Origin of the sequence: Dapis hubbardiae BLCC-M172 (genome assembly GCF_050016015.1) — a bacterium.
Classification (GTDB): Bacteria; Cyanobacteriota; Cyanobacteriia; order Cyanobacteriales; family Microcoleaceae; genus Trichodesmium.
Genome location: NZ_JBNHEQ010000224.1, coordinates 39,444 through 55,756, shown reverse-complemented (window position 1 = coordinate 55,756; position 16,313 = coordinate 39,444). Strand labels below are relative to the sequence as shown.

Below are 16,313 nucleotides of genomic sequence, written 5' to 3'. Positions count from 1 at the left end.
TGATAATTATCCATTAATGAATCCCTACTCCCTCTTTTCTAGATATGTCTATTAAAAAAGCCATCACTTAGATTATAATCTGATGAGTTAATAACTATAGGAGTGAAAAATATTAAAGTGCTCATAAAAATAAAATTATACCATACCCTTTTTATCTATAGTATTTTAATCTTAATATCTGCCTGTAGCAACACATCAAATATTTCTGACAACCCTACACCTACTAACAATAAAACTGCCAAATTAGAGACATTAAAATTTGAAAAAAAGCCCATTAACGACAAAGGTGGATACTTCTATACTAACGGCGAATATGCTCTTGGACCATTCACCAAAACAATGATTAAAAAATGTCGAGAATGGGGAGGTGGAGGCAGTTGCAATAGTAACCAATGGTCAGAAAAATTATTTCTCCAAGCTTACGGAAACAGAAGATGTCCGGAGGGAGCTACCCTCAACAAAATTATCGGTTATTGCGTCGAAAATAATCAAGTTATGGGTCCTTTTACTCCAGAATTAATTTCTGCTTGTATCAAAGCTAATGGTGGCAAGAGCTGTCAGTTAAACCTTTGGAATGCTCGCTTTCTCTACAAACTGATGCAAAAGACAGAGATGGCAAGCAAAACACCGCCCCAGTTTGTCATGTTAGCATTTGATGGTTCCCGTTCCCTAGATGCTTGGAAGAAGTCGCGCAATTTTGCTAAAGAAATGGAAGAAAAAGGCGTTAACGTTCGCTTCACTTATTTTGTTAGTGGTGTATATTTTGTCAGCAAGGATAAACGGAAACTCTACAACCCTCCCGGTGGCAAAGGTAAAGGTCGTTCGGATATTGGTTGGGGAGGAACAGCTCAAGATATTGATCTGCGACTCGAACAGGTTAACCTCGCTTACCAGGAAGGTCACGAGATCGGGTCTCATGCAGTGGGGCATTTCAACGGTAGTAAATGGAGTGAGCAAGACTGGGGTGAGGAGTTTGAATATTTTGATAAGTTTCTGTTTGAAGCGCATAAAATTAACGAATTACCAGGCTCACTCGTATTCGATCGCAATGCCATAGAAGGTTTTCGCGCTCCCTTATTAGCTAGAAGTCAAGGTATGTATAAAGTTCTCGCCAAGAATGAGTTTCGCTATGACACTAGCAAAGTGGCATCTTCTAATTATTGGCCGCGTCAGGAAAACGGTATTTGGAATTTTCCCCTAGCTAGTTTGACTAACTCCAGTGGTAAGAGCGTGTTATCAATGGATTACAATTTTTATTATCTGCATTCTCGCGCCAAACCTAATCCTCGCAATGCCAAACGTTATGAGGAAGATACTTATAAAACTTACATGAGGTATTTTCAGAAAAACTATAATGGCAACCGCGCTCCCATACATATCGGGCATCATTTTTCTGCTTGGAATAACGGCGCGTACTGGAATGCCATGTTTAGATTTGCTGAGTCTGTCTGCGGTTTGCCCGAAGTTCAGTGCGTGACTTATAGCGAGTTAGCAGATTTTATGGAGTTGTTGAGTGAGGAGGAAATTAATGTGTATCAACAGGGTGATTTTTCTCTATGATATTATCAATTGTTCATAAGTACCGGAATAAGGAGTCAGGAGTCACAGGGGAAGTTTGTAGGGGCGGGTTCAACCAAAAGCTTTGAGAGCAGCAATTAAGTTAACTAAACCCGCCCCCAGGAGTCAGGAGTCACAGGGGAAGTTTGTAGGGGCGGGTTCAACCAAAAGCTTTGAGAGCAGCAATTAAGTTAACTAAACCCGCCCCCAGGAGTCAGGAGTCACAGGGGAAGTTTGTAGGGGCGGGTTTAACCAAAAGCTTTGAGTAGGGCGGGTTAATTGAATTTATTGGTTAATATCAATGTTTTGAGATGAACCCGCCCCTACTGGTTTCGGTGGTTGTTGGGGGCGGGTTGATTGAATTTATTGGTTAATATCAATGTTTTGGGATGAACCCGCCCCTACTGGTTTCGGTGGTTGTTTGGGGGCGGGTTGATTTTATTTATCGGTTTAATGTCAATATTTTGCACACAGTTTCAGAACCCACCCCTACTTTCTGATTTCATTAAACCGACTTCAGGCAGTAGTCACTGATAACTGATAACTGAAATGCCTCTACCAACTCACAGAATAACACGGAAAACGATTCGCTTTAATAAATTCCATCGCTGTCTGTGCTATCTGTGGAATTTCTATTGGTACTTAGACATTTTTTGGCAGAAAAACTGCTTGAAAGCCAGTCTAGACAAGGGAATTACGTCAACTCCTTAAAAATGGCTAAAACCCTTGGTAATAAAGGATTTATACCTTTTCGACGTAAAACCGCTTCCCTATCTATATTTGAGCTTATTTTTGGCAGTTAAGTTGTCTAAGTACCACTATCAAGACTATTTTTTCCACCAAAAAAGGCAAAGGAATTTGTCCGGGGGATACCTTTGTTTTGGGAACTATACTTAATATCCCTCTCAATATCCTCTTACCCCAATCACTGACTGTTGCTAGTTTTTTCCTGGGTTTGTAACGCCGACAGAACCATTTGTATTTGTCGGTGCATTCTTCCAGGGATGAACCTAACTCAAAGAAGGCGGGATGCCATTGAGTAATACCATCCGTGGTTAATTGTTCATAACTGCCGTAGTTAGAAAAGTCATAGAAAAAGCCGTGTTTCATTCCTGCTGTCTTGGGGTTGGCATGAATATAACGAATGGTGTTTACGCAAAGAAACCCGGTTTCTTCAAGAAACCGGGTTTCTGGGTTCGCTGATAACTGATAACTGAAATTACTTTGCTTCCTGCTGAGTCGTACAATGTATTCCACCACCTCCGGCAGCAATTTCATCAATATTAATTTGCACAATATCTCGACCCGGAAAAAGTTCCGCTAAAGTTTCCTTTGCACGTTTATCTGCCTGGCGATCGCCAAATTCTGGAGCAATGACCGCTCCATTAATAACGTAAAAGTTAATATATCCTGCTGCAAAGTCATCGGTTTCGTATCCCGGTCGTATCTTTTTCGGACCCTCAAGTACCACAACTTCTAATTTATTCCCATCCGCGTCCGTTGCAGATCGCAGAATTTCTAGATGTTTTTTCGTAACAGCATGGTCAAAAGAGTTTGGGTCTGGATCGTATCCAGCAACAACAACACCGGGGCGAGCAAAACGCGCATAAAAATCTGTATGACCATCCGTAATATCATAACCTCTGATACCTGGTAACCAAATAATTTTCCGCAACCCCAATAAATACTTCAATTCATCTTTACAGTCAGCTTTACTCCAACCAGGATTACGATTATCATTAATAATACAACTTTCAGTCACGATCGCCGTACCATTACCATCAACTTCAATACCACCACCCTCAAATACAAGGTCTGTATTAATCAATGGTACTCCAGACTGTTTTGCCACAAACCGAGCTACTTTTGCATCGCGATCGTGATATTGCTTGTTTCCCCAACCATTAAAGTTAAAATCGATAGCTGCTTTCTCTCCAGCATCATTGACAACAAAAACGCAACCTGTATCCCTCATCCATAGGTCATCTATTGGGCAAACAATCAATTCTACATCAGTACCACATTTAGCTACAGCTACCTTATAGTCTTCCTCCCGAACTAACATTTTCACAGGTTCATATTTGACAATAGCTTTAGCAATTCTGGCAAGATTATCTTGTACTCCAGAACTATATTTGCGACCCCAAATATCTGCACTTGCACTAAAAGCCATCCAAGTACATAAATGGGGTTCAGCTTCATCGGGCATAAAAAATGAATAATTCGATAGCATAGAAGATGAGATGTTATTTGATAATTGAGAATTAGCTGTAGAAAAGGTAGCACAACTTTTTCCTGACAAAATCAAACCTGATGTTGTTGCCATTAATTGAAGAAAAGAGCGTCTATTCATAGAGCAGATTTTAAATTGAACAAGACTTACGCAAAATATCAAATAATATCATGTTCGGCTAAATAGTTACTATAATTAAAGCTCGTAGTAGGGCTTCAGCCCGAACTATAGATAGGGCTTCAGCCCTACTACAAACAAAAACTTTATTATAAGTGATTATCCGAACATGATATAACTTCAGTTAGACGGAAATTTTGAACACAAGAGGCAGTCGAGCTACGGTTTCAGATAACAAGATTTTCAGCTCCTCAGTTAATTCTATGGACATTCCAACTACCTCAATATTCTCAAATCAATACCAGTTTGAAATTTAGTACAAAAAGAACAGTTGATAGCTGCCCCCTGACTCTCACTAATAATAATTATCATTATCAATTCTTGTACATTTTATTTTTTTGAGGTCTCTAATACCGTCTTGAAAAAAGAATGTTACAGTATAGTTTAGTTAACTAAAATAGTTGAAGTCAGATGTATATTTGCTCGAATTGAATTGTTTCAATGTCAAAAATGGGAATAATAACTCTTTTAGCGTGACTACTGACTATTGACTACTAGAAACAGTTCATATTTGTAGCAAACATTTATTAAATTGGTATAATACCTCAATTCATAGCTTGATTCACCAACGCCACTTGAATTGTACCTTGAGGCACTGACACCTTATGCAGAAGCGCTATTTAATCCTTATGTTTTCCTGAGAGCATCATTTGAAACCGAATTCCATCTACCCCACCTTGAGTACCAATGAACACAATTTGCGTCAGAGGCGTTTCGTCACCCCAGGGCTGACCAACTTCGATTTCTGCTTGTCGTCCTGTTGCTTGTAATACACAGCGATGCTTGGGTTTCTCTTGGAGGTTCAAGATGCCTTTAACCCGAAAGACGGTTTTGGGTAATTGACTAAGCAACCCGTGCAGTCGTTGTATCGGTAGAGGATCTTGGCTCTCATAAGTGAAAGTGTCAAAGTCGCTTCGATCGCCACCACTAATCCTATTGAACGGATACGCTTGGTTAAGTGTTGGCGCAACTTGTAACGCTGTGCCCCCACAACGGAGGATAAAATCCAGGGGGGCTTTGCCGTGGGTGACTGCGAGCAGGCGAGCCTGGGGCGCAAGCTGTTGCACCCAGGCTTGGGTTAGTTGGCGTTGTTTTGCATCAACCAAATCCATTTTGTTGAGCAGCGCGACGTCAGCGGCCATCACCTGACGTTTAGCCAGGTTTAGTGCAGTTTCCTCTAGTTGGAGAGCTTGTTCAGAATCGACGAGGGTAATCACTCCATCTAATGGGGCATAGGGCTGTAGCTCTGGATCATTGAAGGTGCGGGCGACATCAATCGGGTCAGCAACGCCAGAGGTTTCAATGACAATTTGTTCAGGCGGGTTGGCTTGTCTAATCAAGCGCACCGCAGATGCTAATAAGCCTTCGCTAAGACTACAGCAGATACAGCCATTTTCTAAACTCACTACGTCGCCATCGTGTTGGCGAATCAGAGTGGCATCAATATTGACTGTGCCAAAGTCATTAACCAAAATGGCCAGGCGACGACCATGATTACTCGTGAGCAGATGATTAATGAGGCTTGTTTTGCCCGCTCCTAAAAAACCCGTGACGATCGTCACAGGAACTCTAGGAGCATTGGTAGGTAGAATAGTTTGACTGGTCATGGTCTATGCAATTTGAGGGTCTAAGCTGATGTTCTAAGTAGTAGGACGACGGACACTACGCCCTGGACGGGCTGTGCCGATGCGTTGCTCGTTCTCAATGATAGGGACACCATTCACAATAACATGGCGAAAGCCTGCCGAGGTTTGAACCGGTTCAACAAAGGTGGCTCGATCTTGAATTGTTCCCAAGTCAAACACTACAATGTCGGCGTCGCCTCCAACCTGGAGACGCCCTTTTTTCAGCATTTGCGGGACAGATTTTTCTAATATCTGCGCTGGGAAAAGGCTCGTCTTGGCTAACGCTTTCATTAACGAGATGACCCGACGCTCGCGCACATATTTAGAAATAAATCGTGCGTAGGCACCAGCAGCCCGGGGATGGGAAAACGCATCATCTGGCAACGGCCAAATGTCTTCAGTAATAAACTGGCCAGTGGCATTAGTCCAGGGAACCCCATCAGAGGCAATGGCTCCACCAGGGAAAAGGACAGCAGCATCCATATTCTGTAGATCTTCTGCCGACTGATCCGGATCTAGAAAATGGAACACAATCACCGTACCTGGCTCACTTTCTTGGAGCTGCTCCACTTCTGCTGAACTCAGCTCTTTGCCCTCCAACTCGAAGCGAATGTCACCGCCCCAACGGGCTTCCCAACCTTCACCCTGGAATAATGCGGCTCCAATTGCCGTGGACGCTGCACCGTAGGGGTAAGCTTCCGTTGTAACGGGCAGCCCTTGAGTCTGGGCTTGTTTAATCAGGTCTACAATTGCCAGGGCATCTCGCCCACCACTGCTATTAAGGTGGCAGATGTGCATGTGCGCCCCAGTGATTGCTGACAGACCAATCAACTCCCCCATCGCTTCAAAGGAACTATTCGGCTCAATTACACTTGCGTAACGCACATGGGTAAAGGTGGGAACATTATATTTTGCAGCTAATTCGGCCAAGGCATAATACTCTTTACGACCATATGCTGGAACATAGCCTGCATTAATGCCAATACCAATGCTGCCCTCCTTGAGGCCACTTTCAACCATATCCAGAATTTTTTCTAGCTGCTCTGGAGTTGCCAAATTATTCTGCCATTCGGTATAGGAAAAAGACTCTTGGAAGAAGCCCAAGTTAGGTCTGGGGTCTAGACCGTGAAAGGCGGCTGCCCGAGCATATGTCCAAGCTGCAGCAGCCCCAAAGTTAATTGGGCGTCCTTCTCTCTCAGTTTCAGCATAGAACTGGCCGATGGGTAGCAGTCCTGACTCCAACTCCAAGGCAGTCGTCACCCCATCAAAGGCTTGCATCCATGCACCGGTTGGGGTCTGTCCGTGAGCGTGTAGGTCAATAAAGCCAGGCGCAACAATGTATCCTTCGGCATTCAGAGTTTTGTCCCCTTCTAAAGGCTCTTCGGAGATAGCCGCGATGCGATTGCCCTTGATACCTACATAGAGTAACCCATCCAGTCTAGTTTCGGGGTCTATTACCCTGCCCCCTTCAATCACTAAGTCATAAGGGCCAGACTGATTCGGCTTAAGGTCAACCGACTTAGCTTTTTGGGCGATCGCCGGAACAACAGATGTGGCCATTGCGCTAGCAGTGGCAAGCTTGAGAAAGTTACGACGGCTATTGGATAATTGTTTCATAGCTTTGCTTTAAGTGTGTTTCGAGAGCAACCCAGCTCAAGTGTGGTTTCCGGAAATTATGGCTACAATGTTAAGCCAATTTCTCTCAAAATAGTATAGAATAATTCCATTTAGAAGGAAAAATTTGATGGGTCAATTTTTCTCTTTTTCTAGTCTAACGTTAAAGACATAAGTCACTTACTCTTTATACAATCTTGATATTTTTCTAGTGAGACTTACACAACTTTTAACCCTAACCATCCTTTGGCTTCTCAGTAAAAAATCTGGCGTTGCTGAATCAAGGTATGAAAATAAAAATTGAACAATCTGAAATAGTTATTATTCAATAGTTTAGCAATTACAAAAAAATACAAATCATACCCAAAATCAGCAACGCCGAAAATCTGTATTAAGAGAAAGTAATTTTGCGATTACTGTATAACCGGATTTTATATGACTTTTGACTTTTGAATTTCTAATTCGACTCCAACTGTGCATTCAAAGTTTTCAGAATCCGATCGCGTGTTTCTTCTAAATGCGCCCTAGTATAATCATCCATTTTCTTACCCCGTTTTTTAATCATCTTCTGCAAATCTTTATCCAGTTGTCGCAGTTCATACCAAGCCAAACTTCTAGCATCTTCAGGCACCCTACGATTGCGCAATACCATTGAAATTAACAGCTTCAGATGTTCTCGTTGGAGGGAACGACGCATACCAGAAATCTCAACTGCACCCCCAGTTGGTTGTACAACTTCACTCCAAATAGTATTTTGCAGATTATCAAAAAGTTCTGGTAACTTCAAAACATTATCTGGCGTTGTTTTCAATTCCAAATCTCGTAGACGAGTCAAACGAGTATCAGAAAGGAGCGATCGTAAAATTCGCCGTTGCCGTAATAAAATCCGATCTTGAATTGGATAATCTAAAGGAAACACTACAACTGGACTCCCCCAATGTAACCAACGAGACGGTGCCAACTTATTCAGCAAATCTGGTGAGAACTGAAATGCCTCCTCACTAAAAACATATTTGTCTAGTATTTCTAATGCTTGACGTTGTTTTTCTACAGGTATTGCTTCAAACGGCAATTTACCATTAGCGTATTTTATACTTTCTCGGTTAAACGACTGACCCCCCACATACAAAGCAGCATCATATATTTGCCAGAAATAATAAGAGAATACCGTATTAAACATTACTCTGATATCGCTATAACTTTCATCACTTCTGGGAACGCGCTTTTCTAAACTTTTCCAAATTGTCCGAGCGTTATCTAACTGCCATTGAGCATAAATTAATGTGTTGCTACTGAGGTCATAAGTGTTTGCTGCTGGATCGAGAATATCATAAGAATCTTCATCCGTTGCATAAGATAGTTCTGGTTGTACTGCTCGACTCGCAATGTCTTGTAAAAATGCTTTTTCACCAATATAACTAGCTATTCCACTAGGTTTGTAACCATATTCAATCGCCCACTCATCATAAGGACCGACTACAACTGGAAAATAATCTCCTTGTGTTGTTCCCTGTGGCGCGAGGTTGACTGGTACATAATCCATGATAGATGCAACTAACCCTTTTGTGCGAGTAATGCTAATATCATTCAACTGCTCTGGTTCCAACATAGTGCTACCATGAAAGTTATGTCTGAGACCAAGAGTATGTCCGACTTCATGAGCAGTAAGATATTTTAAGTATTGATTGACATACTTTTCCATTTCTGTACTGTAAGGTCTGACGTTTTGCAAAACATCCATCCCTATTGCTCCCACTGCTAACTGTTGAGATGAGTTCCAACCAAAACAAAGATGTTCTGATGAGTGGGAGTTTGATAATAATGACTTCCGAGAATATAAATATTTTGCTTGTAGGGATTGAGGAATTATAGATTCTATATCGTTATTTTTGTTGGAAATATTTGCTTCTGCCTCAGTTTCTAGATTATCTAAATAACGAGAATACATATCTAAAACACAGGGATTATAACTTTTGCCATCTTTAGTTTTAAAAGCCTGACCTAAAGATTGATTTTGTAAAACCAGACTACCTATTTCTCCATATTTAATATTTCTAATAATTCCTGCATCTAGGATAATATCTGCATCTAAAATTTGCCCTGTTAATGGATTAAAACGAGAAGGTCCAAAGCCTTCAAACCAAGATTCAAAAGTAGTAGACCAACGAATTGTATTGTAACGAACATCTGCTGGGTCCCAACTAGCATTATCTGGCATTTGTTTGGCTTGAATAGCATTAACAAATCCGGCTTTTTCAAATGCTTTATTCCACATTAATATTCCTTCTCGAATGGCATCTCGATATTCGATTGGAACTGTATTTTCTATCCAGAAAGTTATCGGTTCTAGGGGTGGTGATAAAGGTGCGCTGGGAATTTGTTTTTCTAGATTCCATCTCTGAATATAACGGACAAAGGGTTGGCGATGATTATTGTCAGAAATATCTTGATAAGCACTAATATCATAACCTACTCTTTCATCTGCAAGTCGAGGAATATAACCATTATTTATTGGTAATTCTGAAAAACTGTAGCGAACTCTGAGATTAAAAGCACGACTATCTGGTACAGATTCTAAATATTCTGGGTAGTCTTCATTTAGGATACCATAAACTGACTCTAATTCTATATTTAAAGGAAATACTTTAGCATCACTAATATAAGATTTTTTCTCATCTATTGAGTAATCATAAGGTAAGTATTCTTCTAATGATGGTAAGTTTAAATCCCCTAGCAATAAATTTTCTAAATCAATTAGCATGGTTTGCCTTTCAGGATGAGTTTCTTCGATGGGTAGAGAATATAAAACTGAATCACTAAAAGAACGTTTTATTGAACGAGCTTGTGGGTCTAATTCGTTAGTTCTAAAATTGAGATTTGGCAGTACAAATTGAATATTATCTTGTTGTTTCCGTAACTGGAATACAAAATCTTTCATTGGTATGCCACTAATTAAACCTGCTTCACCAATACCTGATTCTAAAGTAATCACACAGAGGAAATTTTTATTCAGTTGTTCTTGTTTAACTTCCATTAATGTTTGACCTGTTTCTTGGTCTCGATAAAGGGTAAATATTCCTTCTAGTTTTTCATACCCATCAGGCAATTCTTCATCAGTATCATCTGTTATTTCCGCATTACTAATTAGTTGTGGTTTTTGTAAAATATTTACTGTTGAAGCTCTGGTTGTAGGAATGATAAATATTACCAGTATCAATGATAGACAAAATAGCAGTAATATGCTGATAACCTTAGTAATTTTTAGCATAATTATTTTCTCTAGTTGTTTTGTCTGTTTATGAGTTTTATTTTGCTTTAGCGAAACATTACCTCTGGTTTAACCCAGAGGCTTGAAATAAGGAATATTCTCTTTTTTTATCTCCTTAAAAGGGGGAGGTTTTAGACGTTTTTTTTTGGTAATTAATAATTATTAATTGTTAATTATTAATTACCCTACCTGATTTTCTTAACTTAGGTTTCCTGTTTTCTATAATAATTCAAAAATTTATCAATTGCCAATATCTTAGTAGTCAAAAAAGATTAATTTATTTTGAGCTAATTATTAATTATTAATTATTAATTGTTAATTATTAATTATTGAATATAGTCAAGTCAGGTTTTCCTTAAAATTAATAAGATCGCGATTCAATTGAAAGAATCCGATCTACCTACCCGATAATCTAATTGTACAAAATTAGCTGTTTCCGTCCAATATTATAATTAAATATTGAGTTATTAATACTCTTGTTAAATCTTTGAATCTTTTCCCATTTTACTTAAGTTAATAAAATTAGGTTTCCTGTTTTCTATAATAATTCAAAAAATCATCAAGTGCCAACATTTGATGGCCATAAAATATTAATTGATTTTGAGTTAATTATTAATTATTAATTATTGAATATAGCCAAGTAATTGCGACTGGAACGAAGTGGAAGGTTTGCGGAGAATTCCGGAACGGATAGCAATCTCAGAGATTTCACGAGATTGCTTCCCTGTCGGTCGCAATGACAGAAATACATTGTACTGTGTAATACCAATTACCATGCATTAATGCTATACTTTAGCTATACTTCAACACTTCAGTATTTACCAAAATTTAAAGTCTGTTTTTAACAATTATTAGTTAGTTAGTATAGATTATCGCTACTTTTCCTCTCCCCCCACCTCCCACACTCCCGTAGGGAGGTTCCATGGAACCTCCCTACAAGGTTTTAGTTGTGACGATGTGGTTTATCAATCATGTAGCGCTGTAAGTTAATAGGTGAGGGCTGAATGATTTTTACCGAAATATTGTGGTTTAAAGCCTCCCCTTGGATAAGGGATAATAAATAAAAATTTTCCTGTTCGTCAATCCTCTTCTTTTCAATAAGAGGTAATTCGCGCATTCTTAATTCTAAATTCTTAATTCTTGAAATTTAAGGTTTTTGCCAAGGAATAATATCATCTTCAGCTAATGTTTGAGAAACGGCGATCGCTCCGTAAAGATTCAGATGACTAGGGTCAGAAAAGTTACTATAAGTTTCTGGCCATGCACTACCTAAATCTCGAAAAACAAAATTAGAATACTCCCAAGATAACTGCTGCATATATTCCTGAAATTTTTGTTCATAAGCAGTTCGTACTTCGTCTAAATATGCTGTAGTTAAAGGCATATTTACAAAGACAAAATTAATCCCTATTGACTCAGTATACTCTAGTAAATTTTTCAGTGCTTTTGTTTGTTTTCCTGTTAATTGAAAGTCTGCATAATCAGCATCGTAGTCACCAGCAACTTTAGCATAATTTTGATAGTAATTTTCTGGTTCAAACTTAATGGAAATTGGCAGAAAACCATTGGGTTGAAACTGGTCTAACTCTTGAGGTTCTTCTGCTGCTAATGCCTGGTTTTCTTGCTGATGCAAAAAATCCCAATTTGTCGGATTATTGATAATTGACATAATTAAACTTTTGAGGCGATCGCGCTGCTGATAAGTAACTGATATTTCCTCAGTTTTTTCTTCAATATTTTTGAATATTTGTTTAAATTTATTCAAGCCAAAATTAACCGAAACGTGTGATATATTATTCCCAATTGCAAATGTGCCAGCATCCACTTGTTCATAACCTTCAGAACTAGCAATAATATCAAAAGTTCTATCGACTCTACCACTATTCAGAGCGCGAACTCCATCAGCAAAAATAATTAATTTTGGCAATTGTTCTGGTGGTAAAACTTGACGTACAATCAAATCTACTACTTGAGAAGTTGCTCCATTTACCCCAAAATTATAAATTCTTAAATTTGAATATCCTGAATTTGCTAAACTTTCCTCAAGCACTGTCGGATTAACTCCTCTTAATGCTCTAGAACTACCAACAATTAAAATATCTGGTGGTTTTTTTTCTACTTGTAAATATTGTTGATAACGAACTAATTGTTCATCTAATTGTGGGCTATTAAAAGTAGGATAAGTCGTTAATTCGGAAGTTGCATTTTTATCTAAAATTTCTTCTGTAGGAGTTTGACAATTCGGACCTTGACAAAAATTTCCAGACAGAGAAACATCTGGAATTCTTTCTAATATTCCACCTACTTTTAAATCAGTTTGAACTGTCAAGAAAATACCCAGAGCAGCATAAGCAATAGCAGCAACCCATTTACCATAACTACGAGTATTATATGTTAATGAATTAGTGATTTTTGTAGATTCTTCTTCATTAGGAATAAATAAACGAGAACCAATAAGTAATTGTTGGATACCTGTACAAAGTTGTTTTGTAAGTGTATACCTCTCAGGAAGTAACAGTTTTGAGTCAGTTTTTTCAGTCGTTTGTGGTTTTAACTTGAGGAAAACACGATCTGCTGTTTTGCCCAATAAAAAATCCATTTCTGTAGAAGCAGCAAACTCTGGAGTTTGTTCAGAATGCTGGCGACTTCTCCCAGTAAAATTAATCCCGTAGCGCCACAAAGGCAATTTTTGACCAGCACGACGACCGTATACTCTAACCCCATTAACTCCAGGAATTTCAAGTTGACGCAAGAAATTGACGATAATAGGTCCTACTAAAGATTGAGAAGGACAGGTAGGAGCTTCGCTCATAACGTGCAATAATTCTTGCTTGGGTAATATTAATACCCGGATACCTCCTGTTTGCAATCTTTGGTCGAGGTTGGGATTAAGTAATCTATTTAACAGAAAACTAATTGCTTCATGGTTTCCCTGACTTGCCAAAACTTTAGGACTAGCAGATAGATCGGGATTTTCCGATGCTGGTAAATTCAACCAGTCTATCCATTGAGGTGACTCTGATTTTTTATGGTTGGTTTCATCAAGAATACAACCATAGATGGTAGCTGCTTGGATACCTCTTGGTAGAATTTTTGCTAATTTATTAGCGATCGCCTCTTTGATTTTCTCTTTTTCTGGAGCTTGTTGGCTAGAATTATCAGTATTAGTGCAGAATAAATGTAAGGTTGATTCTTTTAAAGTAGCTCGAATATCCACTCCCAGGGTAGCCAACTTTTGTTTAAGCAACCGTTCAATGGCTGCTACATCCCCCCAACTCGCCCATTCCTGTAGCATTAAATTAGGTGGAGTTAGATCCACCCGCAACATCCAGTCAGGTGTCGTTTCACCCTGAACGAGTAGAGAAATTAAAGCTTCATGGAAATCTTTAAGCTTGAGGTCTCGTAACTTTTGGGTAATTGGTTCCGCCAAAAGAGATGGATCTGGACTATAAGCTGCTTCACAGGATACCCATAATATTTTTTGGGTTTTCAATTTAGAATTTTTACCAGCATCCTCTGATTTTGGGGTAGTTTCTGTTAATTTTTCCTTAAGTTGTCTTTCTCGAATATTGACATTTACAGAGACCCCTAACTCCCCTAAAATTTCACTCAAATAACTGGCAATTGCATCTGGATGGCCATATTCAGCTAATTTTTGAGAAGAAACTGTGAGAGGAGAATCTAGTAGATATTGCTCAGATTCTTTGACCTTATCTAGCTGTGTTTCTAATTTAGAATTTTGTGGTTCAGTGGGAGAAAAGCTCTCTGAATCTAACTGTGGTGATGAAAAGTTGAGATGGTTTAATGTGTCATTTGTCCAGATAGAATCCTTTGGAGGAGTTAACAGCAGTTCAGAGGCAATATTATCCTGGATATCCAATTTAGAAGATTGCCCAGCACCAACTTTGGTTAATTCTTCTTCAGGTAAAGTTTGACTACTAGGATCGTTTGGTGAGTAATTTTGAGGAGAAACATAATTAGATATTAGGTCGGAATTAGTTCCTGAATCATCGGAATTGGCAGGAGTATTTACCCTCTGACTCTGAGTTGCTACCTTATTACCATCAAGTTTTACCGTCCAGTCAGGTCGCCTCCTTCCTAAAGTACGGCCACACAGAAACATCTGGTAAATCCGAGGTTGATTAGGAGGTAATAGAGACTCTATATCGATCTGACTCAGTGCCTGGGAAAACTGACTTAGGGCAAAGTTCATTTCGGGACATTTTTCGGCTTCACAGAGGATATGTAAATGATTGCCCCGCAATCTTACTTGTACCTGTACTTCTGGAAGTCCCAAGGCTTTCTGTGCCCAAATTCCTAGGGGGGATCTATTTTCGGTCGATATTATTTTATTCCCTTTCATCTTCTCCTTAGTTTGGGAGACTCCCTTGATTGGCCTAACTATTCATTGGTGACATTTTGGAATTTGACACTCCACGGGATAAATCCGCGTGGATTCTGTTTGCGTCAGCATTGCGGAGCAAAGGTTGTTAAAACAGGGGATAAATCCGCCTGTTTTAACTTCTCATCAGTTTAGGGACTGTCATTGACCCCTACCTGAAAATCAACCCCATCCATTACAGATACAGCTTTCTGTTGGCGAAGCCTGCCGGAGGCATAGATTTATAGGACATGAAAAACCTAACCATTGACCAATATTTTGAGAGGCATTCCAATCGGCATTACAAGTATAACCATCAACACCTGTGAAAGTATGCTTTACCCGTTTACCTATTACACCGTTACGATGGTCTGACTTACTGGTATATGGAGCGGGTACAGACTCTACTGGTACACCTGCTCTAACAGCTTTGTAGCTAGTAAATAACTCTAACTGATAGAAGGCCCAATAGTCTCGGTTTTGACTAGCATCAGACTTGATTTTCTGGCGCTGAAGTGACGATTGTCTAATGCCCGACAAATCCTCAAACCGTAATCCCATATTATAATCTTGGGCAAATTGTACTAATTGCTTGGAAATTACATGATTTATATGAGTCATAATTCTACGCTCACGTCTTTCTATCTCTTTGACTTTCCTAAGCTTTTTAGATTCTTGGAGTAAGGAGCGTAACTTTTGATATTTACGCCTCAAACTTTTTACTTGTTTACCACTCCAAAACTTGCCAAAACTATTGGGTAATCCTGCTACTGCAATATTATTTTGTCCTCTATCAACTCCAATCCAGCCATTAACTAATTCTGCATCCGGAACATCCATAGATACCGAAATTAGAGCATACCAAATACCTTTTCTAGATTTTGAGATTTTCAGAGACCCTAAGAGCGCCTCTCCATTAATAATATGAGCTAAAGTTTCTTGGTGTGAAGCTGAATGAACTGCCAGAGGTATTCGTTTTTTCTGGCCACGGTATAGACTCAGAGAAACAGTAAATAAATTACCTTGACGACTAACCCTATATCCTTGGTTATTGAGTTCTATTGGTAAGCGTTTAAATTTTTTTACCTTAGTCTGAGCGCAGGTATTACGAATAGTTTGGTTAATCCACATTGAACCTATTTCCACATGATGAAAATCTTTGCTTGTATACTTGCGACGCTCTGATTTCTCGACCCTGAGCAATGTGTTAGCCACTTCAGTATTGAGCAAAGTTAATCGCTCGAATTCAGCAGCCTTACAAGCATTAAGCCGATAAAAAGGTAGTTTGAGTGTCAAAGTTAATTTACTCATAGGATAATGATAAGATAACCCTACACACTTGTGTAGGATACTACGAATGGGAATCCCTTGGCTCATATTTCATCGAGGGGTTAAAACCGCCTAGCTCTCATCTTCTTAGCTAACTTTTGTAGCGTATCAATAGAGATAAAGAAAAGC

Annotated in this window: 9 protein-coding genes; 1 reads left to right on the top strand and 8 read right to left on the bottom strand. The window is 39.1% G+C overall.

From position 1 onward, the window contains the following. The first annotated feature begins 117 nt into the window (after window positions 1-117). Window positions 118-1,560 carry a polysaccharide deacetylase family protein gene (locus ACP6PK_RS20740; RefSeq protein ID WP_426562246.1) on the top strand — a complete coding sequence of 481 codons (1,443 nt, stop codon included), beginning with the start codon at window positions 118-120 and terminating at the stop codon, window positions 1,558-1,560. 783 nt (window positions 1,561-2,343) lie between these two features. On the opposite strand, the gene ACP6PK_RS20735 is transcribed toward ACP6PK_RS20740, so the two are convergent. From ACP6PK_RS20735 to ACP6PK_RS20700, 8 genes are all read right to left on the bottom strand, one after another. Continuing rightward, window positions 2,344-2,814 (bottom strand): hypothetical protein, encoded by a 471-nt coding sequence (locus ACP6PK_RS20735; RefSeq protein ID WP_426562244.1) that lies wholly within the window; start codon window positions 2,812-2,814, stop codon window positions 2,344-2,346. Next, window positions 2,777-3,910, bottom strand: coding sequence for an agmatine deiminase family protein (locus ACP6PK_RS20730; RefSeq protein ID WP_426562242.1), 1,134 nt, complete (start codon window positions 3,908-3,910; stop codon window positions 2,777-2,779). Before ACP6PK_RS20730 ends, ACP6PK_RS20735 begins: the two co-directional genes overlap by 38 nt. A gap of 677 nt (window positions 3,911-4,587) precedes the next feature. Beyond that, window positions 4,588-5,574, bottom strand: coding sequence for a CobW family GTP-binding protein (locus ACP6PK_RS20725; RefSeq protein WP_426562240.1), 987 nt, complete (start codon window positions 5,572-5,574; stop codon window positions 4,588-4,590). 33 nt (window positions 5,575-5,607) lie between these two features. Further along, a complete protein-coding gene (locus ACP6PK_RS20720) occupies window positions 5,608-7,209 on the bottom strand; it encodes an amidohydrolase family protein (RefSeq protein WP_426562238.1) in 1,602 nt (533 codons plus the stop codon). A gap of 454 nt (window positions 7,210-7,663) precedes the next feature. Further along, complete coding sequence (locus ACP6PK_RS20715) at window positions 7,664-10,474, bottom strand: zinc-dependent metalloprotease (protein WP_426562236.1); 2,811 nt, start codon at window positions 10,472-10,474, stop codon at window positions 7,664-7,666. 943 nt (window positions 10,475-11,417) lie between these two features. Then, window positions 11,418-11,591: a hypothetical protein gene (locus tag ACP6PK_RS20710; RefSeq protein ID WP_426562234.1), complete on the bottom strand. Its 174-nt coding sequence runs from the start codon at window positions 11,589-11,591 to the stop codon at window positions 11,418-11,420. 30 nt (window positions 11,592-11,621) lie between these two features. After that, window positions 11,622-14,837 carry a DUF1574 family protein gene (locus ACP6PK_RS20705; protein ID WP_426562232.1) on the bottom strand — a complete coding sequence of 1,072 codons (3,216 nt, stop codon included), beginning with the start codon at window positions 14,835-14,837 and terminating at the stop codon, window positions 11,622-11,624. Window positions 14,838-15,038: 201 nt separating this feature from the next. Then, complete coding sequence (locus ACP6PK_RS20700) at window positions 15,039-16,166, bottom strand: RNA-guided endonuclease TnpB family protein (RefSeq protein WP_426562230.1); 1,128 nt, start codon at window positions 16,164-16,166, stop codon at window positions 15,039-15,041. Between the last annotated feature and the right edge of the window lie 147 nt (window positions 16,167-16,313).

Excerpts from the sequence above, each read along its gene's own strand:
- ACP6PK_RS20730 (WP_426562242.1), bottom strand. The coding sequence starts at position 3,910 with ATGAATAGACGCTCTTTTCTTCAATTAATGGCAACAACATCAGGTTTG.
- ACP6PK_RS20725 (WP_426562240.1), bottom strand. The coding sequence starts at position 5,574 with ATGACCAGTCAAACTATTCTACCTACCAATGCTCCTAGAGTTCCTGTG.
- ACP6PK_RS20720 (WP_426562238.1), bottom strand. The coding sequence starts at position 7,209 with ATGAAACAATTATCCAATAGCCGTCGTAACTTTCTCAAGCTTGCCACT.
- ACP6PK_RS20715 (WP_426562236.1), bottom strand. The coding sequence starts at position 10,474 with ATGCTAAAAATTACTAAGGTTATCAGCATATTACTGCTATTTTGTCTA.
- ACP6PK_RS20710 (WP_426562234.1), bottom strand. The coding sequence starts at position 11,591 with ATGCGCGAATTACCTCTTATTGAAAAGAAGAGGATTGACGAACAGGAA.
- ACP6PK_RS20705 (WP_426562232.1), bottom strand. The coding sequence starts at position 14,837 with ATGAAAGGGAATAAAATAATATCGACCGAAAATAGATCCCCCCTAGGA.
- ACP6PK_RS20700 (WP_426562230.1), bottom strand. The coding sequence starts at position 16,166 with ATGAGTAAATTAACTTTGACACTCAAACTACCTTTTTATCGGCTTAAT.